This window comes from Enterobacter sp. CCUG 70166, from assembly GCF_020224095.1.
In the GTDB taxonomy this organism is placed as follows: Bacteria; Pseudomonadota; Gammaproteobacteria; order Enterobacterales; family Enterobacteriaceae; genus Enterobacter; species Enterobacter intestinihominis.
This window is the reverse complement of sequence record NZ_NRIQ01000017.1, coordinates 16,317-39,756: the sequence shown is the minus strand read 5'-3', so window position 1 is coordinate 39,756 and position 23,440 is coordinate 16,317. Positions and strand designations below refer to the sequence as shown.

Below are 23,440 nucleotides of genomic sequence, written 5' to 3'. Positions count from 1 at the left end.
ATAATAAGGAGGCAGTTTATGAGCATTATGCTTACCGGTACGGCCAGGGAAAGACGGCATGCCAGCACGATGAACATCGACAGATTATCTACGCTGGATATGCTTAATGTCATACACCAGGATGACGCACAAATCTCTTCTGCACTTACCCCTCACTTAAGTATGCTGGCTCGCGTGGTGGATAACGCGGCGGCGACGCTTAGTCACGGCGGACGTCTGGTGCTGATCGGCGCAGGCGCGTCCGGAGGCGTGGCGAAGCAGGCGGCAGAAGCGTTCGCGCCGGGAAAACATCCGGTCATTGCGATGACAGCAGGCGATAACGCCGGAAGCTACGCGCGCGGCGTTGCCGACCTTCAGACGATAAAATTCGGCGAGCACGACATGATGCTGGCGCTGTCCGTCAGCGGCAAAACGCCATGGGTTTGGGGCGCGATGCGTCATGCGTGGTCTCTGGGCTCAACGGTCGCGCTCATTACGGAGGATGCGCAAAGTGAAGCGGCGCAGCTGGCGAGCATGGTTATTGCCCCCGATCTGGGCGCGGATGTGGTTGCCGGGTATACCAACGCCAAAGCGGGCATTGCGCAAAGCATGATAATGCATATGGTCACCACCGGTCTGGCGATACGGACAGGACGGGTGTACAGCAACCTGCGTGTTGATCTGGAGGCAAGCAATACCAGATGGGCCGAGCGACAAATTGCCATTGTAATGGAAGCGGGGGGATGCTCCCGGGCGCAGGCGAAGGCGGCGCTGGAAAGCTGTAACCATCAGTGTAAAACGGCGGTGCTTATGGTGCTGACGGGTATGGATGCCTGGAAAGCGCATGAATTACTGGCACAGAATAACGGGTTTGTTCGCCTGGCCTTGCAGGAAGCGCCGTAATATTTCAGCGTCAAATAAAAAAAGCCCGCGTTGCGGGCTTTGCTATTTATGGGGATCAGAACTGGTAGATCATACCGATGCCAACGATGTCATCGGTTGCAATACCGTTGTCACTGTAGAAGGCATCATCTTCGTCCAGCAGGTTGATTTTATAATCAACGTAGGTGGAGAAGTTCTTGTTGAAGCTGTAGGTCATGCCCACGTCGATGTAGTTAACCAGATCCTGGTCTACATAGTCATAACCATTGCCTGGATGATAATCGTTACCACCCAAATCGATGCCTTTTGAATAGACCCACGCCAGGGATGGACGCAGACCGAAGTCAAACTGGTACTGCGCTACGGCTTCAAAGTTCTGAGTTTTGTTGGCGATGCCATCGTTGCCGTACGGAGTCATGTTGCGGGTTTCCGCATACATCATTGCCAGGTAGACATCATTCGCATCGTATTTTGCACCGATTGTCCACGCTTCCGCACGTTCACCGCCAGCATATTTGCTGAAGCGATTATAGGTACCTGCGCCGTAAGCAACCTGGTCGTTGGTACGGTCAGACGATGAATAAGCGGCACCCAGCGACAGACCGAAATCGAAGTCATAGGTAGTTGACATACCGAAGCCGTCGCCGTTCTGGAAACGAACATCATCATGGCCGTTTTTGGTGCCTTCCTGATTTTCGTTTGCGTTAGCGCCTTCATTAGCACCCTGATATTGCAGTGCAAAGTTCAGGCCGTTAACCAGACCGAAGAAGTCATTATTACGGTAGGTCGCCACACCGTTAGTACGGCCAACCATATAGTTGTCGGTCCAGGTATAGGAGTCGCCACCAAATACTGGCAGCATATCGGTCCAGGCTTCAACGTCATACACGACGCCGTAATTACGGCCGTAATCGAATGAGCCATATTCGCCGTATTTCAGGCCAGCAAAGGCCAGACGGTTAAAAGAGGTGTCGCCTGCGCCTTCGGTATCGTTAGCGTAGGTTTTATATTCCCACTGGCCGTAACCAATAAGATCGTTATTAATTTGTGTTTCGCCTTTGAAACCAATCTGGACATAGGTTTCATCGCCGTCGTCGCCTGGGTTGTCGGAGAAGGTATGACGTGCATCAACTTTACCGTACAGGTCAACTTTGTTGCCGTCTTTGTTATACATTTCCGCCGCATTTGCTGCGCCAGCCATTAATAACGCGGGTACGAGAATTGCCAGAACTTTTCTTTTCATTATATATTCCCTTTAAATATAAATTGTCTGAATATATGTAATTACCCTCCGTAACTACATGGCTGATACTATTCTATGGATTATTATTTAGGTTCAAAAATAAATGTAATTAAACTGGTAAAAATATTACAAAATATTTCTTTTTATCTCTTTATTTTTCGCGTGAATTAATTCATTGAAAATATAGCGGGTAATTATTATTAAGTATTTCTAAATTCTATTTATTTAGGGTTTTGATTCGGGTGTATTATAATTCACTCTCTTTTGAGCAACAGGATGGGATGATGGAACTTGCGCAGTGGCAGCACCGTTTTGAGCGCTGGCTCGACGAAAATCATTTTACTGATGATGCGGCGCACGATATCGCCCATTTTCGCCGCGTCTGGATGACGGCGCAGACCATTATGGCTGACGGGGATTGCGATCCGCTGGTTGTGCTGACCGCATGCTACTTCCATGACATTGTCAGCCTGCCGAAAAATCACCCGCAGCGTAGTCACTCCTCGCGGCTGGCAGCGCGAGAAACGCGCCAGATCCTGAGCCGCGATTTTCCTGATTTTCCGCCCGATCGGTATGCGGCCGTTGAGCATGCCATTGAAGCGCACAGCTTCAGTGCCGGTATCGCGCCGCAAAGCCCGGAGGCCAAAACGGTCCAGGATGCCGACCGGCTGGAGGCGTTAGGCGCCATCGGCCTTGCGCGCGTCTTTGCCGTGTCCGGTGCGCTGGGCACCGCGTTGTTTGATGCCGACGACCCGTTTGCCGGGGCGCGTGCGCTGGATGATAAAGCTTTCGCGCTCGATCACTTTCAGACCAAACTCCTGCGCCTGCCGGACACCATGCAAACCGCACGGGGACGCGAACTTGCGCGTCACAATGCCGATTTCCTGATCCAGTTTATGGCGAAGCTGAGTGCCGAATTACAGGGCGATTACCTCGGAACCGACAGCCAGATATTGACCCATTTCCGTCGCAGTGTGCGATCCTGAACTGTGGTACTCTGTTTTCTGTCTTTATTGTCCGGTTAAGAGAATGCAGGAAAATCGATCAGTGACTGTGCCCGCGCCTGAGCGGGTTGAGAAATCAACGGCAGCCGTGCAGGCACTCCTGCGTCAGCTGCTGGAAATGTATGATGCTAAAACGCTGGCAAACCAGCTGGTGGCACATGGCGAGAGCCACTGGAGCCCGGCAATACTCAAGCGGCTGCTGATAAGCGACAGGGCAGGGCACCGCCTGAGCGACGGCGAGTTCTGTTATCTGCGTAACCTGCTGCCGCACCCGCCTGCTGCGCATCCGAATTATGCCTTTCGCTTTATCGATCTCTTTGCCGGTATTGGCGGCATTCGCCATGGCTTTGAAGCTATTGGCGGGCAGTGCGTGTTCACCAGTGAATGGAACAAACATGCCGTCCGCACCTATAAGGCGAACTGGTACTGCGACCCCGACGAGCACCAGTTCAATGCCGACATCCGCGACGTCACCCTGAGCCACAAAACCGGCGTCAGCGACGAAGAAGCCGCTGAGCACATTCGCAACACCATTCCGGCGCACGATGTGCTGCTGGCAGGCTTCCCGTGTCAGCCGTTCTCACTGGCTGGCGTGTCGAAAAAGAACGCGCTGGGACGTGCGCACGGCTTTGCCTGTGATACGCAGGGCACACTGTTCTTTGATGTTGCCCGGATTATTGATGCCCGCCGCCCGGCAATTTTTGTGCTGGAGAACGTCAAGAATTTAAAGAGTCATGACGGCGGCAAAACCTTCCGCATTATCATGCAAACGCTGGATGAACTGGGTTACGACGTGGCGGATGCAGAGGACATGGGGCCGGACGATCCGAAAATTATCGACGGCAAATACTTCCTGCCACAGCACCGCGAACGCATCGTGCTGGTGGGATTCCGCCGCGATCTCAATCTGAAAGGCGATTTTACGCTGCGCGATTTGCCCTCGCTGTATCCGGCGCGCCGTCCGACAGTGGCCGATCTGCTGGAGCCCGCCGTCGATGCGAAATTCATTCTGACGCCAGTGCTGTGGAAATACCTCTATCGCTATGCCAAAAAGCATCAGGCCAAAGGCAATGGCTTTGGGTTTGGCATGGTCAATCCGCTTAATCCTGACAGCGTGACGCGTACGCTGTCGGCGCGCTATTACAAAGATGGCGCGGAAATTCTTATCGATCGGGGCTGGGATAAGGCGCTGGGCGAAAAAGATTTCGACGACCCTCAGAATCAACAGCACCGACCGCGGCGCTTAACGCCGCGCGAGTGCGCCCGCTTAATGGGCTTTGAGGCGCCGCAGGGCTACAGTTTTCGCATTCCGGTGTCGGATACACAAGCCTATCGTCAGTTTGGCAACTCGGTGGTGGTGCCAGCCTTTGCCGCCGTCGCAAAACTGCTGGCCTCACGCATCAGCAAGGCCGTTCAGCTGCGTCAGAGTGAGGCCGTCAATGGCGGACGTTCACAATAAGGCCACGCGCAGTAAAAACATGCGTGCCATCGGCACGCGTGATACCGCGATCGAAAAAAGGATCGCTGGCCTCCTGACCTCCATCGGGTTTGAATTCAGGGTTCAGGATGCCACGCTTGCCGGGCGTCCTGATTTCGTGATCGATGCGTATCAATGCATCATCTTTACCCACGGCTGTTTCTGGCATCATCACGACTGCTATCTGTTTAAAGTCCCGGCGACACGCACCGACTTCTGGCTGGAGAAGATTGGCAGGAACGTCGAGCGTGATAAACGCGATGTTTCGCAGCTTTACGCCCAAGGCTGGCGGGTGCTGATTGTCTGGGAGTGCGCACTGCGCGGAAGAATGAAGCTGAATGACGTGGAACTGACGGAGCGGCTGGAAGAGTGGATCTGCGGCGGCGGTCAGGCCGCGCAGATCGATACCCAGGGCATTCACCCGATCACGGTTTCTCCACCTCACACGCCGTGACAATCGGTTTCGCGGGCAGTAAATATTTACCCAGCGTGACCAGCACCACGGCAAAGACAATCACGCCCAGCGCCAGCCATTCAATCGTCGACAGCACTTCGCCCGCAAAACCGGTACCCAGCAGCACGGCAACCACCGGGTTAACGTAGGCGTAGCTGGTGGCAACCGCCGGTGAGACGTTGCGGATCAGGTACATATAGGCGTTGATGGCAATAATCGAGCCAAACAGGGCCAGATACCCGACGGCCAGGAAACCTGAGAGATCTGGCATTGCCGTCAGTTTTTCACCCGTCAACGCCGAGGCAATCAGCAGCACGATGCCTGCCGCGAGCATTTCAATGGCACCCGCCATCATCCCGGAGGGCAGCTCAATGCGGGAGCCGTAGACCGAGCCGAAGGCCCAGCTCATCGAGCCGATCATGATCATAACGGCAGCCCAGGGGTTTCCGCTCAGGTTTCCGCCGCTGTTCAGCATGATAATACCTACAAGCCCAATCGCGATGCCCAGCCATTCGAGCTTACGGGTGCGGATCCCGAACAGACGACTAAAGCAGAGCGTAAACAGCGGCACGGTCGCGACGACCACGGCGGCGATGCCCGACGGCACGCTCTGGTGTTCGGCGACGGTTACTGCGCCATTGCCCACCGCCAGCAGCAGCAGGCCAATCAGGGCGGCGTTAAGCAGGGGACGCAGCGGCGGTAGCTTGTGGCCGCGCAGCAATAAAAACGCCATCAGCAGCACGCCAGCCGTAAGGAAACGAATACCGGCCATCATCAGCGGGGGCCAGCTTTCCACGCCAATACGAATGACAAAGTAGGTGGATCCCCAGATGATATACAGGGAAAAAAGTGCTCCAATGAGCGGTAATAAATGCCGAAAACGCATAGTCCCTCACGACGAAATAAAAAGTTCGCTCATAGTTAACGCCAAAACTATCGGGCTGGCGAGTGCTTTAATTGTGTTGTTAATGTGAAATTTTTGTTGACGTGAGGTGCCTGTTTCCGGGCGGTGAGTTTTGTTCCATACTATTCACTTAATTAGCAAAAAAAGAAGGATAGAGATTTTGGCAGGAAGTAGCTTATTAACATTACTGGACGATATCGCCACCTTGCTGGATGACATTTCAGTCATGGGGAAACTGGCGGCGAAAAAAACCGCCGGGGTACTGGGGGATGACTTGTCACTTAACGCGCAGCAGGTCAGCGGCGTGCGGGCGAACCGTGAGCTGCCGGTGGTGTGGGGCGTAGCGAAAGGGTCCTTTATTAACAAGGTGATCCTTGTTCCGCTGGCGCTTCTCATTAGCGCCTTTATACCCTGGGCCATTACGCCATTGCTGATGATTGGCGGGGCGTTCCTGTGCTTCGAGGGTGCCGAAAAAGTGTTGCATATGTTTGCCGCACGCAAAGAGAAAGACACCCCGGAAATGCGTCAGCAGCGTCTGGAAGCGCTGGCCGCGCAGGATCCAAAAACGTTCGAGCGCGATAAGGTCAAAGGTGCGATCCGTACTGACTTCATCCTTTCGGCCGAGATTGTGGCGATTACGCTTGGGATCGTATCCGAAGCACCGCTGATGAATCAGGTCATGGTGCTTTCGTTGATTGCCATTCTTGTAACGGTTGGGGTGTATGGGCTGGTCGGTCTGATCGTCAAGCTGGATGATATCGGCTTCTGGCTGGAAAAAAAATCCAGCGCCATTGCCCGCGTTATCGGCAAAAGCCTGCTGGTGCTGGCGCCGTGGCTGATGAAAAGTTTGTCGATAGTGGGAACTCTGGCGATGTTCCTGGTCGGCGGCGGTATTATCGTGCACGGCGTTGCTTCGCTGCATCATGCAATTGAACATCTGGCGTGGGGACATGGTTCGGTGATCGCCGCCATTCTGCCGACGCTGCTTAACCTTGTGTTGGGCTTTATCGTAGGTGTCATTGTGGTGGCAGTGGTCAAGCTGGTAGAAAAAGTACGCGGAAAATCGCATTAATTTTTGCTGACCCCGGATGCAAAAAGACCATTCCTCGTCTAAATTGAAAACGTTTCACCCTGATACAGGAGGCAGGTATGGTCTTTTTGGTCAGTGATGAAGTTAAGCCAAAGAATGGTGGTCCATGCATGATTGTCACCGGTTATTCCAGTGGAATGGTGGAGTGTCGGTGGCATGACGGATATGGCATTAAGCGGGAGGCTTTTCGTGAAGATGAGCTTCAGCCTGGTGATAAAAGGCAAAAACGCGATAAGGCTTAATCACACAACGCCCGGCCTTGCCGGGCGTTTTTACTGGCAGAAGACTTATCATATCGGATGGTGAGCGACACTCAGGGAGTGCGTGTGCAGCACAATACCTTTGTTGTAAAACAATCTTTTTTGCAGTGGCTGCATAAGCGTAGCAATCCCCGTTTGGTTGTTAACCTCTGTTTTATCGTTGTCCTGATCTTTTCCACCCTCCTGACCTGGCGCGAAGTTGTGGTACTGGAAGATGCCTATATCTCCAGTCAGCGTAACCATCTGGAAACGGTTGCCAGTGCGCTGGACAGACAACTCCAGTTCAGCGTCGATAAAATGCTGTTTTTTCGCCACAGCATGCGTGATGCGCTGGAAACGCCGCTGGCGTTTGGCGTGCTGCATGATGCGGTAAAGCGTTTTGCCCGTTTGCGCGCATCCCCCACCTGGCAAATTGAGGTTGATAAACAGCGCACATTGCCGATCAACGGTGTGTCGGATGCCTTCGTTGAAAAGACCACCCTTCTGAATCGCGATGATGAGTTTCTTGATAATGAACTGTCCGCCGCGCTTGAAGTGGGGTATTTATTGCGTCTGGCATCCAGTTCTTCCGGCAACGAAGAGCGCGTGATTTATGTCTCTCGCGCCGGATTCTTTCTGGAAACGGATACGCCGGAAAATGCCAGCGATATCGTGCAGCGTTACTACCATCTGGTCACTCAGCCCTGGTTTACCCAACAGTCCGAGCGTGAGAACCGTGCGCGTGCCGTGCGCTGGTTTATCTCGCCTCCTTCCTCCTTTGTGGGCAAAAAGCCGCTGATCACCGCCAGTGTGCCTGTTTATTACAATCACGTCTGGTATGGTGTGGTGGCGATGGATTTCACCTTTGCCACCCTGCGTCGTCTGCTGGTGGAGGCCGTAGGCGATAACCCGGAAGGGGAATACCAGCTGTATGACAGTCGTCTCACCCTGCTTGCGACGTCTGGATCATCTGCTGCGGACGTTAATTATTTTGACGCGCCCGAACTAGCGCAGATAGCGCACGCAGTAGAATCGGATTCCGAAGGCGGCATTCGCCTGGGGAGTCGTTTTGTCAGCTGGGAGCGTCTCGACCACTTTGATGGCATCGTCCTGCGCGTGCACACCCTGGAAGAAGGGGTGCGCGGCGATTTCGGCAGCATCAGTATTGTGCTGGCATTGCTTTGGGCGCTGTTCACCGCGATGCTGCTCATCTCATGGCTGGTGATCCGGCGCATGGTCAGTAATATGTATTCGTTGCAGAATTCGCTGCAATGGCAGGCCTGGCACGACCCTCTGACCCGGTTGAATAATCGTGGGGCGCTGTTTGAGCGGGCGAAAATACTGGCGAAGCAGTGTGAACAGCAGGCGCTGCCTTTCTCTGTCATCCAGATCGATCTTGACTGCTTTAAGAGCATTAATGACCGGTTCGGGCACCAGGCGGGTGATAAGGTGTTGTCCCATGCTGCGGGGCTGATTGCCAGTACCCTGCGCACTAAAGATATTGCCGGGCGCGTCGGCGGCGAAGAGTTCTGTGTGGTACTGCCCGGCATGACGCTTGAAGAGGCGGCGGAAGTTGCAGAGCAGATCCGTGAGCGTATCGACAGCAAAGAGATCCTGATTAAGAAAAGTACTACCCTGCGCGTGAGCGCGTCGTTTGGCGTCTCTGGCGCGCAGGAGAAGGGCAATTATCACTTCGAAAATCTGCAATCCACCGCCGATGCGCGTCTGTATGAGGCGAAACAGCGCGGGCGTAACCGGGTCATCTGGCAGGATCACGTTAAAAAGTAATCAAGCCCCTCGCGCCAGCCGGCCGGTCCGGTGTGCTGAGTGCGATAAACCCGTGTGGGATCGTTGTTCTTAAGGCTGACCCCCTCCCGGTTGAAGCCTTTCACTACCACGGCGAAGGCTACGCTGTCCAGCAGAGGGGCATCATTGGGGCCGTCGCCCAGGCCCAGCGTTGTCGGGTCAAATCCGTCGTGCAGGTGATACTGTTCCACAAGCCAGTGCACCGCCACGTCTTTGCCACAGCTCGTGTCCAGAATATGCCAGAAGCGAGCACCCGGGACGATCTTCAGCCCCTGCCGGGCCAGTTCGGCTGCGAAGCGTTTCATTTGTTCATCACTGTCACGCCAGATCAGCGTCACGGAAGCCTCGTGTTTACGTGCAAGCGCTGCACGGGGACGGCTTAGCCCGGTCCATTCGGCGACCACGCGCTCATCCACATCGTCGAAGGTGGTGAATTTCAGATGCATCTCCTGGCGTACCCGGGCAATAAACTGCCGGATATCGTCATGCTTCTTTTCTGAGATGAACCGTGCGGCGTTTTCCCACCGTACGTCAGGCTGGATCACCGCGCCGTTTTCCGCAATGTAGGGCAGCCCGCCAAGGCAAAGTTCCTGCTGGATGTCACGCATTTCGGACGCGGTTTTGCTGCTGCACAGAATGACTGGTACCTGTTCATCCTGTAATCTCTTCAGCCAGGAAGCGGCAGGCTGCCAGTCGAGAGTGTGAAAATCCAGCAGCGTACCGTCGAGATCGGTAAAGACGAGCAGAGTCTCCTTTAGCGAAGGCATAACGTCTCCTGAATAATGATGTTCATCTAAGAAAAGTCTTAAAAAAACTCAGCATTGATGTCCCGTTGAAGTGGAAACGATCCCGATAAACCCACACGCAGCGCATGTTTATACTCATAACCAAAATTCACATGTATAAAATATAATATTCGCTAAGAGAATATATGCTTGTAAGACAAATCTGTTGGGGATAATGTCTTACCTGCATCAGATTTCCTGGTGTAACGAATTTACAAGTGCTTCTTGCATAAGCAAGTTTGATCCCGGTCATCCCCATGACCGGGATTTTTTTCGCCTTAGCGGTTCGTTTCCGAGACACTAAAGTCATGGATATCCAGCTCGAATGCTTCAGCCAGTTCACGGTAGGTATGGTAATCACGACCATTGACCACGACACGGTCTGAATTATCCTCCGCGCGATGAACTTCGGACTCACTGATTTCATTAATGGCGGCAAGCAGGGCATCGACATCCACTTCCACCTCACGCTTAATGGTGTCGCTGTACTCTTTGTCAGTCTTCATGGCGGGCTCCTCATTTAACCGTCTCAACAGCTAAGTATAGACCGCACACAAAAACGCCATTCGCGTCAGGCGGCGATGCCAGCCAGGGTAATTTGTTCTACACTGGCTCAAAACCACAGGAGGAATGTATGAAGGTCAACGATCGGGTAACCGTCAAAACGGACGGTGGGCCGCGCCGCCCGGGCGTGGTGCTGGCAATAGAAGAGTTTAATGAAGGCACAATGTATCTGGTGTCGCTGGAAGATTACCCGCTCGGCATCTGGTTCTTCAACGAACTGGGGCACCCGGATGGGATCTTTGTGGAAACGGCGGAATAGGGCGGCGTCGGGGGCGTCTTCTCCCCGGCCCGGCTGCTGAAAAGCAAAATCTCTGGCCAGGCCAGAGATCAAGGTAGGGTACAACATGGCCGTGCAAATTAGCGCATATTAACGAAAATCCCATTCGTCACATTATCTGTCAGGCGTACGACATGGTATATCACTTGCTTATTATGCGTTTTAATTTTCCTTTTAATATTTCCTTTGTGTGACGATACTGTTTTTGCCTTGATATTCATCTGGTCTGAGATCTGAATTGTCCCTTGTCCAGCCATCCACATTCTTAGCATACTTGATTCAGTTCTGCTTAATGATAGGGTGGGTAAGTTAACCGCCCCTACATTCTTAACTTCTTTATTCAAATAATCGCCTAGAATGTCATCAAGCGACTCTGGTTTAATCGATTTCGAACTGATTAATAAGTTTTTACGCACCAACAAATACTCATCGAAATGAATATTGGCGATCGCCATAAAAACAATAAACAGGGTTCTGGGATGCTGATTAATGATCTGCTTAATGTGCTGACTGTTAGCGGGGTCGTGAATGAAACAGTCCTCATTAATAAACACCACGCCGGGCTTGTGAGTCTCACAAGCGGCTGCGAGTTCTTCAACGGTGTGTGCATCGTTGATGTCTCTCTTTCTTACCCCTCTGCTTGCTAAGTACCCGGTTAACCCTAGCCGGGTGTAGCTGCATAAATCCATAATGATCGTTGACATGGCATACCCTCACTCAATGCGTAACGATAATTCACCACCTGCCTGAGAGCTCATAAACAGCCATACGGGATGGAAAAAATCTAATAAAACCTGTGAGCATGACAAAGACTTTCAGGCGAACTCACTATCCCGTAAAGTTACGTATAATTTGCCAGGAATCATCTTAAAGTAAAGTAAATATTAAGTATTGTGAGGTGGTTAGAAACATTTAAACCGCGTCAGATATATCCTGGTAGATGTTTTTCAAGATTATTTTTAGGAATATCCTCAGAAAGACATTGCAAACACTGCGGGTTATTATTTGCGTGGAAGTTCGCTGACAATATCCGCTAAGAGATTGAATATCTCGCTGAATAAATGCTCGCAGAAGGGGGCGATAAGTGGCATCAATAATGACATTAATAAAAGGCCAACCGTCAACGTCACCGGAAAGCCGATGACGAATACCGACAGCTGCGGGGCCATTCGGTTGAGTAAACCCAATGCGAGGTTAACGGTGAGCAACAGGGTTATGACAGGCAGCGCCAGCATCAGCCCGTTGAGGAAGATCAGCCCGGCAGCCCGCACCAGCGCCAGAAAAGCGTTACTGTTCACCGGGTTGTCGCCAATCGGCAGCGTGTGGAAGGTGTCCACCAGCATAGAGATGAGCCACAGGTGGCCGTTGAACGAGAGAAACAACAGCATCGCCAGCAGGTCGATAATACGCGCCAGCACGGGCATATTCAGATGGCTGCCCGGGTCAACGAACGTCGCGAAAGACAGACCCATCTGCAAACCGATCAGTTCGCCCGCCGTTCGTACCGCGGCGAAGGCGAGCTGCATCGTAAACCCGACCGCCACGCCAATCATCACCTGTTGCAGGGCAATCCATATCGCATTCGGGGAAAAAATCGGAATATCCACCGCCGGCAGGGAAGGGGCAACGATAATGGTGATAACCATGCCCAACCCAATTTTGATGCGTTTAGGCACCGACTTTTCACTGAGTATGGGGGCGGTGGAGATCAGCGCCATGATGCGCAGCATCGGCCAGAAATAGATCCCGAGCCACTGAACAAACTGATCGCTGGTGAATTGCAGCATCGTCCGTCAGCCGATGATGTAAGGCAGATTGGTGAACAGGTTGCGCATGTAGTCCAGCAGCAAATTGAGCATCCAGGGCCCGGCAACGATAATCGCCACGAAGACGGCGATGATCTTCGGGATGAACGACAGGGTCATTTCGTTAATCTGCGTGGCGGCCTGAAGAATACTGATAATCAGACCGGTTACCAGCGCAACCAGAAGCAGGGGCGCGGCGACGGCAATCGCGACTTTCATCGCTTCCGTGCCCATCATCATGACCGACTCAGGCGTCATTGCGCGCTCCTCAACTGTAGAAACTCTGCGCCAGCGAGCTGACCAGCAGCTGCCAGCCGTCGACCAGCACGAACAGCATGATCTTAAAGGGCAGGGCAATGGTTGCGGGCGGGACCATCATCATCCCGAGCGCCATCAGGACGCTGGCGATCACCAGGTCAATAATCAGGAACGGAATGAAAATGGTGAAGCCAATCTGGAACGCCGTTTTCAGCTCACTGGTCACATACGCTGGCAGCAGAATGCGCATCGGCACCGCTTCCGGTCCCTGTAACTCGCCCGTGTTAGCGAGACGGGCAAACAGGGCCAAATCCGCTTCGCGCGTCTGGCGAAGCATAAATTCACGTAATGGCTGAGCCCCCTTTTCCAGGGCAACCTGCATGGAAATTTTATCTTCGCTGAACGGCTGGTACGCCTCGGTGTAAATCTTGTCGATCACCGGCGACATAATGAAAAAGGTCAGGAACAGGGCTAAACCCAGCAGCACCTGATTGGGCGGCGCGGACGGCGTGCCGAGCGCATTTCGCAGCAGACCAAACACAATGATGATGCGGGTGAAACTGGTCATCATCAGCAGGATCGCCGGGATAAAGGTCAGCGAGGTGATGAACACCAGCGTCTGCACGGAGAGGGACCAGCTTTGTCCCCCGTTCGCCAGCGGCGTGGAAACCAGCCCCGGCAGCTGCGCATACACAGAAGGCGCGAACAGGCCCAGACCTGCCAGCGTAAGCAATAACAAACGGCGCATCAGGATCTCCCGGAACGCTTGAGCAAACTCTTCATAACGGACTGAAAATCCGCAGGGGCCTGGGCGTTAGCCTCCACCGTGACAGGCGCAGGGGGCAGCGTGTGAAGAACGTTAATGCTGGAGGCAGTCACGCCCAGCACCAGTCGCGCATCTTCCACTTCCACAATGACCACGCGCTCGCGTGGCCCGAGTGTGGTGCTGGCGCTGACCTTCAGTCCGCGCGTGCCGGCCGTTTTCCCCGCCAGCCCGAAACGCTTTGCCAGCCAGGCGGCGATAAGGATAAAGGCAATAATACCGAACAGCGCGCCGCTCACCTGAAGCAGCGGGGAGCCGGGTACGGCGGAGGGCGCGGACAGTGTTGCCTGGGTTTTCATACTTAACGGCTCAGGCGACGCATACGTTCGGAAGGGGTAATGATGTCGGTGATACGTACGCCGTATTTATCGGCCACCACCACTACTTCGCCCTGTGCAATCAGGTAGCCGTTGATCAGAATATCCAGTGGCTCACCCGCTAAACCGTCCAGGGCTACCACGGAACCCTGCGTCAGGCGCAGCAGCTCTTTAATAGTCATGCGGGTGCGGCCCAGCTCAACGGTCAGCTTGACCGGAATGTCCATAATCAGGTCGATGTCCTGTAACGTCCCGCTGACGTCGCCGCCGCCTAACTGCTGGAAGACCGCGTCTGCCGCGCTTTTCGTCGGCGTCGTTTTTTGCTCGTTTAACGCGTCAGCCCACAGATCGTCCAGTGCTCCGCTGTTTTCATCGGACGGATTGTTCATGTCACTCATTTGGGCTGTTCCTCATTCAGCGAATTCAAAATCGGGTTGATCAAGTGCTCAACGCGTAACGCATACTGGCCGTTAATTGTGCCGTACTGGCTTGTCAGCACGGGTACGCCATCCACATGGGCAATAATGCGGTCGGGTTTATCTATCGGCAAAACGTCGCCGGGTTGTAATTTCAGGATCTGCGATAACCGCATGGAGATGTCGGCAAAGTTAGCCACCAGCTCCAGCTGCGAGTGCTGAACCTGGCGCACCAGGTTCTCACGCCAGTTCTGATCTTCATGGCGTGAGTTCTCCAGCGGCGGGTTCACCAGCAGTTCGCGCAGCGGTTCAATCATGCTGAACGGCAGGCAGATGTTGAACTCGCCCGTCAGGTTGCCGATTTCGACGTGGAACGGGGTGTTCACCACGATGTCATTCGGTGAAGTGGTGATGTTGGTAAACTTCACCTGCATCTCGGAACGGACGTACTCCACTTCCAGAGGGTTAATCGCTTTCCACGCGTCGCTGTAGGATTCCAGCGCCAGCTTCAGCATGCGGTTGATAACGCGCTGTTCGGTATGGGTAAACTCGCGGCCTTCCACTTTGGTCGGGAAACGGCCATCGCCACCGAACAGGTTGTCCACTGCGATGAATACCAGGCTTGGCGAGAACACCACCAGGCCGGTACCGCGCAGCGGTTTCAGATGGATCAGGTTAAGGTTGGTTGGCACCGGCAGGTTGCGGGCAAACTCATGATACGGCTGAATGCGGATCGCACCGACGGTGATATCCGGGCTACGACGCAGCAGGTTAAACAGCCCCATTCGGAACTGACGTGCGAAACGTTCATTGATGATCTCCAGCGCCTGTAAACGCTCGCGCACCACGCGACGCTGGGTATTGGGATCGTAGGGACGAATATTATCGTCGCCGGTCAGACCCGGCTTCGGATCGTCACTCTTATCGCTGTCGCCATTGAGCAGCGCATCGATTTCTGCCTGAGAAAGAATACTGTCGCCCATGTCGTTACCGCAGAATGAAGGCTGTATACAGAACGTCAGTGACTTCCTGCTTAGGTTGGCCGTTGACCAGCGGGGTCGCCAGCGTCTGTTTGATCGCATCGACCAGCTTTTGCTTGCCCACATCGGTGGCGAGCGCGGAGGCATCCTGACGAGAAAACAGCAGCAGCAGACGGCTACGCACTTCTGGCAGGTAGTCGTTCAGACGTGCACGGGTCGCTTCATCTTTCAGACGCAGCGTAATGCCCACGTAAAGCACGCGATCCGCATCGCCGAGGTTCACGGTGAACGTATCCAGCGGGTAGAAGACCGGCGCCGGTGGAGGCGGCGCTTCAGCTTTGGCGGCTGCGCTGGAGGGTTCCTGCTGCATACGCCAGTAACTGTAGCCTGCGGTGGCGCAGGCCGCGAGGGTAATCAACACCAGCAGCGGGATCCAGATGGAACGCTTGCTTTTTTTGGTGATAGCGGAGTCTGTCATCTGATACGAGCTTCCTGTTTCGGTACAGCTTAATACGGTGATTATCCCGTGTCCGGCTTAGGTCAAAGCGTGGAAAAGACGGGGATAATCACGTTACCTCTGGCGTTTAGGCAAAGATGTCTACGGCACGGCTGCCGCGCGCGGCGGATTGCAGGGCGGCAGGGGCAGGCAATAACTCTTCGCTCTCCTCGTTAAACCCGCCATGCTGGCCTGAACGCGAAGCGTGCTGTTGTTGCCCGGATGAAGATTGCTGCTGCCCGGCAAAGCCTTCGCTGCTGACGCTGCTTTGGGAAAGCTGTATGCCGTTTTCCGCAAGCTGCGTGCGCAGGATCGGCAGGGCCGCTTCCAGCGCCGCACGAACGTGGCTGTGGGGCGAAACCATCTGCAACTGCGCCTGGTTGTCATCCAGCTTAAGCGAAATTTGCACCTGACCCAGATCTTCCGGGTGCAGGCGTAGCTCTGCGGTCTGTTGGCCCTGTCTGGTGAACAGGGTGATGTGCTGGCTTAGATTCTGCTGCCATTCGTGCGTGCCCAGCGGCTGGCTTAACACCGGCGCGGTCGCAACGGTAGCGGCAGGCTGGGGGGGTGCCAGGTGACTAACGATCGGGGCCAGCGTCGCGGTTGGGCTGGCGGCAGACGACGCCGTGCTCACTACGTCCTGCTTCTCCGCGACGGCGGCAACAGCTGGCGTAACGGCTGCCGTGGCGGGCAGCGACGTGTCGCTGTCCTGAACCGACGTTTTTTCCTGACCCGTTAACGCATGGCTAAGCGGCTGATGCTGGCCGTTGTCCGTCTGGGCTAGCGCAGAGGGGAGGGCGGCACGGGGGGCGACCTCCCCGGTGCTTGCTGGCTGCGTCGCCATTGGGGTGGTAGTCTGCTGGTGCGGTAACATCGCCATCAGCGCGCTTAACCCGGCCAGCTCCTCTTCTTCAGTCGTGGTCTCGCTATTTGCTTTCGCGTCCGTCCGGGTAAGCGCCTTCAGCGCATCCGTATTCGCTGCGGGTTTCAGGCCGGAGACGAGGCTTTGCAGGGAGACGGCGGTATCTTCATCAGTCAGGGTCTCCTGGCGGGAGAGCAGCTCGGCGATTTTGGCCTGGAGCGTGGTATCACCGTTTTTTTCCTGTGCCGCTGTCGACAGCTTGCTGCCCGCCGCTTTCAGATCGGCCAGCGTCAGCGGAGCATCTTTGCCTTTGCCGGTGGTCTCGGTCAGCGCGCCCGCCAGCAGAGAGAGAAAATCTTGCGCGCTCTCAGCGCCTTTTCCGGTCAGCGTGCCGCCGGACGGGTCGCTGTCGGTCATCAGCAGTTGTTGCAGTGTGATCATTCTGGTTTCCTCATTGATGCGCGCTGGGCAAACTCATCCATTTTTTTCTGATCCAGACGGTTTTCCGCCAGGGTCGAGGCTGCAATCTGCCGGTCCTGTAAGGTTTGCCAGGCCTGCAACCGCTGTTTTTTCTCGCGCCAGAAATTCAGCGCGGTATCGACTTTTTGCGTCCACTGGTTAAGCTGCTGGCGATGCTGCTCAATCGCCTTTTCCAGCGTCTGGATAAACTGCTGATAGTTAATCCAGCGCTGGCTACCAATGCCCTGCGTCATGTCGGTGTTAAGGTTGGTGCGATATTCATGCTGATAGTCGATTAACATCTTCAACTGTTCTTCAGCCTGCTGGCACCCGCGTCGCATTGCGCCAAGTTGCAATGCGGCATCATCAACTTCTTTTTCAGCCAGATCTTTCAGCGTTGATAACGCGCTGTTCTGCGCCATGACCTTCGCCCTCCACCTGTGTTACACCTGCGGGAAAATCAGCTCCAGTGCCTGGAGGGAATCTTCCCAGTCGGCGCGTTCAAAAATACCCTGTTGCAGAAATGCCTCCAGCTGCGGCCACAGGGCAATCGCTTTATCGAGCATCGGATCGCTGCCTTTGGCGTACGCCCCGACGCTTACCAGATCGCGGTTGCGCTGGAAGCTGGAGAGCAGTTGTTTGAAGTTACGCACGCGGGCGTAGTGTTGCTCGGTGATCAGGGCCGTCATCGCACGGCTGATCGACGCTTCAATATCAATCGCCGGGTAGTGCCCGGCTTCGGCCAGACGGCGCGACAGCACGATATGGCCGTCGAGGATCGCGCGCGCAGAATCGGCAATCGGGTCCTGCTGGTCATCGCCTTCGGTCAGTACCGTATAGAACGCGGTGATGGAGCCTCCGCCGCTGATGCCATTCCCCGCACGCTCAACCAACGCCGGGAGCTTGGCGAAGACCGACGGCGGGTAACCTTTGGTGGCGGGCGGCTCGCCGATGGCCAGCGCAATCTCACGCTGCGCCATCGCGTAGCGGGTCAGGGAGTCCATAATCAGCAGCACGTGTTGGCCCCGGTCGCGGAAATCTTCCGCGATTCGCGTGGCGTAGGCGGCACCCTGCATACGCAGCAGCGGCGATACGTCCGCCGGGGCGGCGATCACCACCGAGCGGGCGCGACCCTCCGCACCAAGAATGTTTTCGATGAAATCTTTGACTTCGCGACCACGCTCACCAATCAGGCCGACGACGATAACGTCCGCCTGGGTATAACGCGCCATCATGCCGAGCAGGACCGATTTACCCACGCCGGAGCCGGCAAACAGCCCCATACGCTGGCCGCGTCCCACGGTGAGCAGGGCGTTAATCGGCCGCACGCCGGTATCCAGTACGTGCTCAATTGGCGTGCGTTGCAGCGGGTTAAAGGGTTGGGTGATCAGCGCGCCGGTTTCGGTGGTATCAGGGGAGGGCAGGCCATCGAGCGGTTTGCCGCTCCCGTCCAGCACGCGGCCCAGCAGCGCCGGACCGAGCGGGAGCTGTTTGCCGCTTTGCAGGCCGTCACCGCTGATGTTTTTTGCGTAGACGCGGGCGCCGGGCAAAATCCCTTCCACTTCCTCAAGGGGCATCAGAAACAGTCGCTGGCCGTTAAACCCGACCACTTCACTTTCCACTTCACGCGTCTCACTCCCGTCCTGACGCTCAATCACGCAGGTGGCGCCGAGCGGAAGTTGCAGACCCGTGGCTTCCAGGACCAGACCGGTGGCACGCGTCAGGCGTCCATAACGACGAACGGATGGCAGCTGCGCCATCTTCGTTTCAAAATTATCGAGCGTGTTAAGCCAGCGCGTAAGGCGAGCGGTCATCAGACGACTCCCGGTGCCGCCAGGCGGCACAGTTCCTGCCAGCGGGTCGCGACACTGGCATCCAGATCGCCCTCATCCGCCGAGACCTTACAGCCTCCGTGATGGAGCGACGGATCGCCGCGCAGCCGCCAGCCGTGCAGGCTCAGCGTCGCGCCGAGGCTCTCTTCCACGCGCTGCAAATCATCAGGATGCACGCGCAGCTGCGGTTTGCCGCTGAACAGCGGCTCCTGCTGGAGCAGCCCCTGGATTTGCTTAATCAGCGCGGCGTTATCCACGACCGGCGTCTGGCCGATCACCTGACGGGCCGCCTCCAGCGCCATCTGCATCAGGCGCGAGGCAATCACGCTGTCGAGCGCATCCAGCGTGTGCTGAAACTCGCTCACCAGCTGCTGCATGCGGGCATGCAGCGGCGCCTGCTGCTGGCGCGCCTGCTCAATGCCCTGCTCTAAACCTTTCGCCAGCCCTTCCTGATAACCCTGTGCGTGCCCGGTCTGACGGCCTTCGTTCATCCCGGCGTTGAAGCCCTGCTCGTGCGCCTGCATTTGCATCTGGGCCAGCATCTGGGCGCGCTGTTCCTCTTCACTCAGCTCGGGCACGCCCGCCCCGGCGTCGCCCTCATCGGACGACACTATGGCAGGGGTGAACTCTGCGGTGGGAGGGGAGAGGTCGTCAGGCGTCCAGCGCTTCCACGACAGTTCATCAGACATAGGTGTCGTCTCCGCTGCCAATCACCATCTCGCCGGTTTCTGCCAGACGACGAACAATAAGCAGGATCGCTTTCTGTTCGTTCTCCACCTGAGACAAACGCACCGGGCCACGGTTGGCCAGGTCGTCGCGCAGGATATCGGCCGCACGCTGGGACATGTTGCGCAGGAACTTCTCGCGCAGCGGCTGCTCGGCGCCTTTGAGGGCGATAAGCAGGGACTCCGAATCCACTTCCTGAAGCAGGCGCTGGATGCTGCGATCGTCCACTTCGACCAGGTTTTCGAACAGGAACATCTCGTCGATAATTTTCTGCGCCAGTTCGCCGTCGAACTCGCGTACCGCCGTAATAACCGCCTCTTCCTGCTGCGTTTTCATCAGGTTGATGATTTCCGCTGCCGTTCTCACGCCGCCCATTTTGCTGCGCTTGAGGTTCTGGCCGTCGAGCAGGTTGTTCAGCACTTCGGTCAGCTCCGCCAGCGCGGCTGGCTGGACGCCGCCGAAGGTGGCGATACGCAGCATCACGTCGTGGCGCAGGCGCTCGTCGAACAGCGCCAGAATATCGGCCGCCTGGCCCCGTTTGAGGTGGACCAGAATGGTGGCGATAATCTGCGGGTGCTCGTCGCGAATAAGATCGGCGGCGCTTTGCGGTTCCATAAAGTTGAGCGTTTCGATCCCGCTGGCGGTGTCGCGCGTTTCGAGAATATCTTCCAGCAGGCTGGCGGCGCGCTCTTCGCCCAGCGCCTTAACCAGCACGGAGCGCAGGTATTCGTTGGCGTTGACGTTGAGCGCAGCAAACTGCTCGGCTTCCTGCTCAAACTCCGCCAGCACTTCGGTCAGCTGCTTGTTGGAGATCTGGCGCACGTTGGCCATCGCCGCGCTGAGGATCTGCACTTCTCGCTGAGAGAGGTGTTTAAACACCTCCGCCGCGCGATCTTCGCCAATGGTCATCAGCAGGATGACGCTCTTATCGGTGCCTGTAAGCGTATTACTCATGTTCGTTACCCATCCAACCGCGGATGACCAGCGCGACGACGCGCGGATCGTTATCTGACATTTCGCGAATGCGCTGGCTCATCACCTCTGCGCCCATACGCTGGTTAGCACGGCGCTGCTGCATCTGTTCATCTTTGCTGAGACGAACTTCAACCGCTTCTTCCTCGTCCGGACGCGCGTTCTTCTGTTCCAGCGCGGCTTTTTCGGCTTCAGCGCGACGCTGAAGCTGAGGACGGACACCCTTACGCCACAGCAGCCACGCGACAATCAGCACCAGCAGCCAGCGGCCTGCGGACATCAGCTGATCGAAGAACGCCTGCTGTTGCCAGAACGGCAGTTCGCCACCGGTCTCATCCACCGGGTTGAACGGTGAGTTCACAACGTTGAGGGTATCGCCACGTTTTTCAGAGAAACCCATCGCTTCGCGGGTCAAATCTTCGATCTGCTTCATCTGCTCCGCCGTGAGCGGCAGCGGTTTACCGTCCGGCAGCGTTTTGTAGTTCACCACCACGGCAACAGAGAGACGCTGAATATCTCCCGTGTTCAGTTTGGTATGGCGGATAGTCCGGTCGACTTCGTAGTTGGTCGTTTCGTTACGGCTGCTGTTACGCGGGCCGGCACTGTTCGCGGTCGAGGTCGTCTGCTGATTCGTTTGCTGACCGTTCTGCGGGTTGGCCGGCGGCGTGGAGATTGGCGCGGCGTTGGCAGGCGCAGGCTGGTTAGAGAGCGCACCCGGCACACCACCAGGATACTGGCCACCGACCTGTTCCGTCTCATTGATCTGACGCGAGCGTAACACGGCGCGAGAAGCATCCCCGTTCGGGGCGTACTGCTCTTCGGTCTGTTCTTTATTCGAGAAATCAATCTGCGCGGTGACCTGCGCATGCACGTTGCTGTTGCCCACCACCGGGCCCAGAATCGCTTCGATGCGACGCTGGAGACGGCCTTCCACGTCGGCAGCGTATTTCAGCTGGGCGTCGTTGAGATCGCGCCCGGCGGTGTTGGACTGCGTCAGCAGGTGACCGCTCTGATCCACCAGCGTAACGTTACCCGGCGGCAGACCGGCTACCGCACTGGAGACCAGGTGCGTGACGGCGCTGATCTGCCCTTCATCCAGCGCACGGCCAGGTTCGAGGTTAACCGTCACAGAGGCAGAAGGGGACTTTTGTTCGCGGACAAACAGGGACGGCTTAGGCATCGCCAGGTGCACGCGGGCACTTTTCACCGGGCCTAAGGTTTCAATCGTACGGGCCAGCTCACCTTCCAGCGCGCGCTGGTAGTTAACCTGCTCGCTGAACTGGCTGATGCCGAATTTTTCCTGATCCAGCAGTTCAAACCCAACCGCGCCGCCTTTCGGCAGCCCCTGCTGGGCGAGACGCAGGCGAAGCTCGTGCACTTTATCTGCCGGCACTTCAAGCGCACCGCCGTTATCGGCAAAGCGATACGGGATGTTCATCTGGGTCAGCTGGGTGACGATGGCACCGCCATCCTGGTCGGAAAGGTTGCTGTAGAGCGTGCGGTAATCCGGGCTTTTTGCCCATAAGACCATCGCGACAACGATCGCAATGGCGGCAGCGCCTGCCACAATCAACGGGATCTTAGGGTTGGCGCGAAGGCGGTTCATCCACTCGAGTGATTTATTCTGCGGCGCTGTCGATGCTGCTGTCGCACTCATTGCGCACCTCTTAAATCCTGGTGGTTTACGTTATTCGTGTAGAGAAACAAAACTGACTCCCGGGTCGGCAAACACGACAAAAGTTCCATACTGATGGCCCTGCCATTATTTGATGATTCGGGATTTTCTATGCGTCAAATAACCTGGTTTTTTAACGCTATTTACCGCCATTATCTTATTGACAAGCTGTTAGTCTTGACCTCGTAAAAAACCATCCAGGGGAGAGTCATGGCTATACAGGGCATTGAAGGGGTACTCAGTCAGTTACAGGCGACGGCGATGACCGCCCGTAATCAGAGCGTGGCTGACCAGCCGCAGGGCATTAGCTTCGCCGGTCAACTGCATGCGGCGCTGGACCGGATCAGCGATAAGCAAAACGCGGCCCGTACCCAGGCTGAGAGATTTACCCTCGGTGAACCCGGCGTGGCGCTCAACGATGTGATGGCCGATCTGCAAAAAGCGTCGGTGTCATTGCAGATGGGGTTGCAGGTGCGTAACAAGCTGGTGTCGGCATACCAGGAAGTCATGGGCATGCAGGTGTAAACCTTCCAATCTTACGCTGGCAGCCTGATGGCTTTAATGCCACAATATTTTTTTCTTCGCATGCAGGAAAGATGATGAAAAAAGTAGCAATTGTGGCTGCAATGCTGACGTTAGCGGGATGCGTTCAGGTCGAAAACTATCAGGAAGTGGTTAAGCATCCGGCACCTTCGCATCTGGCAGGTTACTGGCAGTCGAAAGGGCCGCAGAGCGCGATGGTGAGCCCGGAGGCGATTGCCACGCTGGTGGTGACGCCAGAGGGTGATACCCTGGACTGCCGTCAGTGGCAGCGCGTTATCGCGGTGCCGGGTAAGATCATGCTGCGTTCAGATGATTATTATAACGTGACCGAAAAACGAGACGTCTATCCGCTCGAGCGTGATGGGGCGGCGCTGGAGTATGACGGCATGGAACTATACAAGGTTGACCGCCCAACGGTGGAATGCGCAGATTACCTGAGCAAGAATCCGCTGGAGAGTAAGCTTCCGTAACCGTTTTGGAGTTTGCGCCCTCTACACGTGGTCTGAGGGATCTCCACAAAATAATGCCTTCACCGTCGGCCCCCTCTCCCTGGAGGGAGAGGGCTGGGGTGA

Annotated in this window: 27 protein-coding genes and 1 pseudogene; 10 read left to right on the top strand and 18 right to left on the bottom strand. The window is 55.8% G+C overall.

Annotated features, from left to right (window positions below):
• Nucleotides 1-18 precede the first annotated feature (18 nt).
• Nucleotides 19-882: an N-acetylmuramic acid 6-phosphate etherase gene (locus tag CKK19_RS08370; protein WP_023300495.1), complete on the top strand. Its 864-nt coding sequence runs from the start codon at nucleotides 19-21 to the stop codon at nucleotides 880-882.
• A gap of 55 nt (nucleotides 883-937) precedes the next feature.
• On the opposite strand, the gene ompC is transcribed toward CKK19_RS08370, so the two are convergent.
• Nucleotides 938-2,104 (bottom strand): porin OmpC, encoded by a 1,167-nt coding sequence (gene ompC, locus CKK19_RS08365; protein WP_023300494.1) that lies wholly within the window; start codon nucleotides 2,102-2,104, stop codon nucleotides 938-940.
• Nucleotides 2,105-2,388: 284 nt separating this feature from the next.
• On the opposite strand from ompC, the gene CKK19_RS08360 reads away from it, so the two are divergent.
• The 3 genes from CKK19_RS08360 to CKK19_RS08350 are packed head-to-tail and all read left to right on the top strand — an operon-like array spanning nucleotide 2,389 to nucleotide 5,039.
• On the top strand, nucleotides 2,389-3,090 hold the full coding sequence (locus tag CKK19_RS08360; protein ID WP_023306528.1) for a phosphohydrolase: 702 nt from the start codon (nucleotides 2,389-2,391) through the stop codon (nucleotides 3,088-3,090).
• Between the two features lie 43 nt (nucleotides 3,091-3,133).
• On the top strand, nucleotides 3,134-4,567 hold the full coding sequence (locus CKK19_RS08355; RefSeq protein WP_154819152.1) for a DNA cytosine methyltransferase: 1,434 nt from the start codon (nucleotides 3,134-3,136) through the stop codon (nucleotides 4,565-4,567).
• Nucleotides 4,548-5,039, top strand: a complete 492-nt coding sequence (locus CKK19_RS08350; protein WP_022648562.1) for a very short patch repair endonuclease — start codon at nucleotides 4,548-4,550, stop codon at nucleotides 5,037-5,039. Before CKK19_RS08355 ends, CKK19_RS08350 begins: the two co-directional genes overlap by 20 nt.
• Here CKK19_RS08350 and yedA read toward each other — a convergent pair.
• Entirely contained in the window at nucleotides 5,011-5,925 is a 915-nt protein-coding gene (yedA, locus tag CKK19_RS08345) for a drug/metabolite exporter YedA (RefSeq protein WP_063853259.1), read from the bottom strand. The genes CKK19_RS08350 and yedA overlap by 29 nt on opposite strands.
• A gap of 175 nt (nucleotides 5,926-6,100) precedes the next feature.
• Here yedA and CKK19_RS08340 point away from each other — a divergent pair, with 175 nt between their 5' ends.
• The 3 genes from CKK19_RS08340 (at nucleotide 6,101) to dgcQ (ending at nucleotide 9,060) form a co-directional block, all read left to right on the top strand.
• Nucleotides 6,101-7,015 (top strand): DUF808 family protein, encoded by a 915-nt coding sequence (locus tag CKK19_RS08340; protein ID WP_169810600.1) that lies wholly within the window; start codon nucleotides 6,101-6,103, stop codon nucleotides 7,013-7,015.
• 77 nt (nucleotides 7,016-7,092) lie between these two features.
• The gene (locus CKK19_RS08335) at nucleotides 7,093-7,275 is read left to right on the top strand and encodes a YodC family protein (protein ID WP_022648559.1); all 183 of its coding nucleotides are present in this window, start codon (nucleotides 7,093-7,095) and stop codon (nucleotides 7,273-7,275) included.
• Between the two features lie 84 nt (nucleotides 7,276-7,359).
• Complete coding sequence (gene dgcQ / locus CKK19_RS08330; RefSeq protein WP_063853305.1) at nucleotides 7,360-9,060, top strand: cellulose biosynthesis regulator diguanylate cyclase DgcQ; 1,701 nt, start codon at nucleotides 7,360-7,362, stop codon at nucleotides 9,058-9,060.
• Here the strand turns inward: dgcQ and CKK19_RS08325 are convergent.
• Both CKK19_RS08325 and yodD read right to left on the bottom strand, forming a co-directional pair.
• Nucleotides 9,045-9,845 carry a mannosyl-3-phosphoglycerate phosphatase-related protein gene (locus tag CKK19_RS08325; RefSeq protein ID WP_063853257.1) on the bottom strand — a complete coding sequence of 267 codons (801 nt, stop codon included), beginning with the start codon at nucleotides 9,843-9,845 and terminating at the stop codon, nucleotides 9,045-9,047. The genes dgcQ and CKK19_RS08325 overlap by 16 nt on opposite strands.
• 296 nt (nucleotides 9,846-10,141) lie before the next feature.
• Nucleotides 10,142-10,369, bottom strand: a complete 228-nt coding sequence (gene yodD / locus CKK19_RS08320; protein WP_017383339.1) for a YodD family peroxide/acid resistance protein — start codon at nucleotides 10,367-10,369, stop codon at nucleotides 10,142-10,144.
• A gap of 128 nt (nucleotides 10,370-10,497) precedes the next feature.
• Here yodD and dsrB point away from each other — a divergent pair, with 128 nt between their 5' ends.
• Nucleotides 10,498-10,686 (top strand): protein DsrB, encoded by a 189-nt coding sequence (dsrB, locus tag CKK19_RS08315; protein WP_003859583.1) that lies wholly within the window; start codon nucleotides 10,498-10,500, stop codon nucleotides 10,684-10,686.
• Nucleotides 10,687-10,784: 98 nt separating this feature from the next.
• On the opposite strand, the gene rcsA is transcribed toward dsrB, so the two are convergent.
• From rcsA to fliF, 14 genes and pseudogenes are all read right to left on the bottom strand, one after another.
• Nucleotides 10,785-11,408: a transcriptional regulator RcsA gene (gene rcsA / locus CKK19_RS08310; RefSeq protein ID WP_022648556.1), complete on the bottom strand. Its 624-nt coding sequence runs from the start codon at nucleotides 11,406-11,408 to the stop codon at nucleotides 10,785-10,787.
• 290 nt (nucleotides 11,409-11,698) lie between these two features.
• A pseudogene (gene fliR, locus CKK19_RS08305) lies at nucleotides 11,699-12,491 on the bottom strand (flagellar biosynthetic protein FliR); the annotation flags it as partial.
• Nucleotides 12,492-12,497: 6 nt separating this feature from the next.
• Entirely contained in the window at nucleotides 12,498-12,767 is a 270-nt protein-coding gene (gene fliQ, locus CKK19_RS08300) for a flagellar biosynthesis protein FliQ (RefSeq protein ID WP_003859587.1), read from the bottom strand.
• A 10-nt stretch (nucleotides 12,768-12,777) separates the two neighbouring features.
• Nucleotides 12,778-13,515, bottom strand: a complete 738-nt coding sequence (gene fliP / locus CKK19_RS08295) for a flagellar type III secretion system pore protein FliP (RefSeq protein ID WP_022648554.1) — start codon at nucleotides 13,513-13,515, stop codon at nucleotides 12,778-12,780.
• A complete protein-coding gene (gene fliO, locus CKK19_RS08290) occupies nucleotides 13,515-13,889 on the bottom strand; it encodes a flagellar biosynthetic protein FliO (protein ID WP_022648553.1) in 375 nt (124 codons plus the stop codon). Before fliO ends, fliP begins: the two co-directional genes overlap by 1 nt.
• Nucleotides 13,890-13,891: 2 nt before the next feature.
• Nucleotides 13,892-14,305: a flagellar motor switch protein FliN gene (gene fliN, locus CKK19_RS08285; RefSeq protein ID WP_003859592.1), complete on the bottom strand. Its 414-nt coding sequence runs from the start codon at nucleotides 14,303-14,305 to the stop codon at nucleotides 13,892-13,894.
• Nucleotides 14,302-15,306 (bottom strand): flagellar motor switch protein FliM, encoded by a 1,005-nt coding sequence (fliM, locus tag CKK19_RS08280; protein ID WP_006811158.1) that lies wholly within the window; start codon nucleotides 15,304-15,306, stop codon nucleotides 14,302-14,304. Before fliM ends, fliN begins: the two co-directional genes overlap by 4 nt.
• Nucleotides 15,307-15,310: 4 nt before the next feature.
• Complete coding sequence (gene fliL / locus CKK19_RS08275; RefSeq protein WP_003859598.1) at nucleotides 15,311-15,781, bottom strand: flagellar basal body-associated protein FliL; 471 nt, start codon at nucleotides 15,779-15,781, stop codon at nucleotides 15,311-15,313.
• A 106-nt stretch (nucleotides 15,782-15,887) separates the two neighbouring features.
• On the bottom strand, nucleotides 15,888-17,102 hold the full coding sequence (fliK, locus tag CKK19_RS08270; RefSeq protein ID WP_063853256.1) for a flagellar hook length control protein FliK: 1,215 nt from the start codon (nucleotides 17,100-17,102) through the stop codon (nucleotides 15,888-15,890).
• Nucleotides 17,099-17,542, bottom strand: a complete 444-nt coding sequence (fliJ, locus tag CKK19_RS08265) for a flagellar export protein FliJ (RefSeq protein ID WP_006811155.1) — start codon at nucleotides 17,540-17,542, stop codon at nucleotides 17,099-17,101. The genes fliK and fliJ overlap by 4 nt, the downstream gene beginning before the upstream one ends.
• A gap of 21 nt (nucleotides 17,543-17,563) precedes the next feature.
• Complete coding sequence (gene fliI / locus CKK19_RS08260) at nucleotides 17,564-18,934, bottom strand: flagellar protein export ATPase FliI (RefSeq protein WP_032624018.1); 1,371 nt, start codon at nucleotides 18,932-18,934, stop codon at nucleotides 17,564-17,566.
• Complete coding sequence (fliH, locus tag CKK19_RS08255; RefSeq protein WP_022648550.1) at nucleotides 18,934-19,641, bottom strand: flagellar assembly protein FliH; 708 nt, start codon at nucleotides 19,639-19,641, stop codon at nucleotides 18,934-18,936. Before fliH ends, fliI begins: the two co-directional genes overlap by 1 nt.
• Nucleotides 19,634-20,632 (bottom strand): flagellar motor switch protein FliG, encoded by a 999-nt coding sequence (fliG, locus tag CKK19_RS08250; protein WP_003859608.1) that lies wholly within the window; start codon nucleotides 20,630-20,632, stop codon nucleotides 19,634-19,636. Before fliG ends, fliH begins: the two co-directional genes overlap by 8 nt.
• On the bottom strand, nucleotides 20,625-22,307 hold the full coding sequence (gene fliF / locus CKK19_RS08245) for a flagellar basal-body MS-ring/collar protein FliF (RefSeq protein ID WP_022648549.1): 1,683 nt from the start codon (nucleotides 22,305-22,307) through the stop codon (nucleotides 20,625-20,627). The genes fliG and fliF overlap by 8 nt, the downstream gene beginning before the upstream one ends.
• A gap of 228 nt (nucleotides 22,308-22,535) precedes the next feature.
• Here fliF and fliE point away from each other — a divergent pair, with 228 nt between their 5' ends.
• A complete protein-coding gene (gene fliE / locus CKK19_RS08240; RefSeq protein WP_032624020.1) occupies nucleotides 22,536-22,850 on the top strand; it encodes a flagellar hook-basal body complex protein FliE in 315 nt (104 codons plus the stop codon).
• Nucleotides 22,851-22,924: 74 nt separating this feature from the next.
• Nucleotides 22,925-23,338, top strand: coding sequence for a lipoprotein YedD (yedD, locus tag CKK19_RS08235; RefSeq protein ID WP_063853255.1), 414 nt, complete (start codon nucleotides 22,925-22,927; stop codon nucleotides 23,336-23,338).
• Nucleotides 23,339-23,440 lie beyond the last annotated feature (102 nt).

Coding starts and splice junctions, on each gene's coding strand:
- CKK19_RS08370 (WP_023300495.1), top strand. CDS start 19: ATGAGCATTATGCTTACCGGTACGGCCAGGGAAAGACGGCATGCCAGC.
- ompC (WP_023300494.1), bottom strand. CDS start 2,104: ATGAAAAGAAAAGTTCTGGCAATTCTCGTACCCGCGTTATTAATGGCT.
- CKK19_RS08360 (WP_023306528.1), top strand. CDS start 2,389: ATGGAACTTGCGCAGTGGCAGCACCGTTTTGAGCGCTGGCTCGACGAA.
- CKK19_RS08355 (WP_154819152.1), top strand. CDS start 3,134: ATGCAGGAAAATCGATCAGTGACTGTGCCCGCGCCTGAGCGGGTTGAG.
- CKK19_RS08350 (WP_022648562.1), top strand. CDS start 4,548: ATGGCGGACGTTCACAATAAGGCCACGCGCAGTAAAAACATGCGTGCC.
- yedA (WP_063853259.1), bottom strand. CDS start 5,925: ATGCGTTTTCGGCATTTATTACCGCTCATTGGAGCACTTTTTTCCCTG.
- CKK19_RS08335 (WP_022648559.1), top strand. CDS start 7,093: ATGGTCTTTTTGGTCAGTGATGAAGTTAAGCCAAAGAATGGTGGTCCA.
- CKK19_RS08325 (WP_063853257.1), bottom strand. CDS start 9,845: ATGCCTTCGCTAAAGGAGACTCTGCTCGTCTTTACCGATCTCGACGGT.
- yodD (WP_017383339.1), bottom strand. CDS start 10,369: ATGAAGACTGACAAAGAGTACAGCGACACCATTAAGCGTGAGGTGGAA.
- dsrB (WP_003859583.1), top strand. CDS start 10,498: ATGAAGGTCAACGATCGGGTAACCGTCAAAACGGACGGTGGGCCGCGC.
- rcsA (WP_022648556.1), bottom strand. CDS start 11,408: ATGTCAACGATCATTATGGATTTATGCAGCTACACCCGGCTAGGGTTA.
- fliQ (WP_003859587.1), bottom strand. CDS start 12,767: ATGACGCCTGAGTCGGTCATGATGATGGGCACGGAAGCGATGAAAGTC.
- fliP (WP_022648554.1), bottom strand. CDS start 13,515: ATGCGCCGTTTGTTATTGCTTACGCTGGCAGGTCTGGGCCTGTTCGCG.
- fliO (WP_022648553.1), bottom strand. CDS start 13,889: ATGAAAACCCAGGCAACACTGTCCGCGCCCTCCGCCGTACCCGGCTCC.
- fliN (WP_003859592.1), bottom strand. CDS start 14,305: ATGAGTGACATGAACAATCCGTCCGATGAAAACAGCGGAGCACTGGAC.
- fliM (WP_006811158.1), bottom strand. CDS start 15,306: ATGGGCGACAGTATTCTTTCTCAGGCAGAAATCGATGCGCTGCTCAAT.
- fliL (WP_003859598.1), bottom strand. CDS start 15,781: ATGACAGACTCCGCTATCACCAAAAAAAGCAAGCGTTCCATCTGGATC.
- fliK (WP_063853256.1), bottom strand. CDS start 17,102: ATGATCACACTGCAACAACTGCTGATGACCGACAGCGACCCGTCCGGC.
- fliJ (WP_006811155.1), bottom strand. CDS start 17,542: ATGGCGCAGAACAGCGCGTTATCAACGCTGAAAGATCTGGCTGAAAAA.
- fliI (WP_032624018.1), bottom strand. CDS start 18,934: ATGACCGCTCGCCTTACGCGCTGGCTTAACACGCTCGATAATTTTGAA.
- fliH (WP_022648550.1), bottom strand. CDS start 19,641: ATGTCTGATGAACTGTCGTGGAAGCGCTGGACGCCTGACGACCTCTCC.
- fliG (WP_003859608.1), bottom strand. CDS start 20,632: ATGAGTAATACGCTTACAGGCACCGATAAGAGCGTCATCCTGCTGATG.
- fliF (WP_022648549.1), bottom strand. CDS start 22,307: ATGAGTGCGACAGCAGCATCGACAGCGCCGCAGAATAAATCACTCGAG.
- fliE (WP_032624020.1), top strand. CDS start 22,536: ATGGCTATACAGGGCATTGAAGGGGTACTCAGTCAGTTACAGGCGACG.
- yedD (WP_063853255.1), top strand. CDS start 22,925: ATGAAAAAAGTAGCAATTGTGGCTGCAATGCTGACGTTAGCGGGATGC.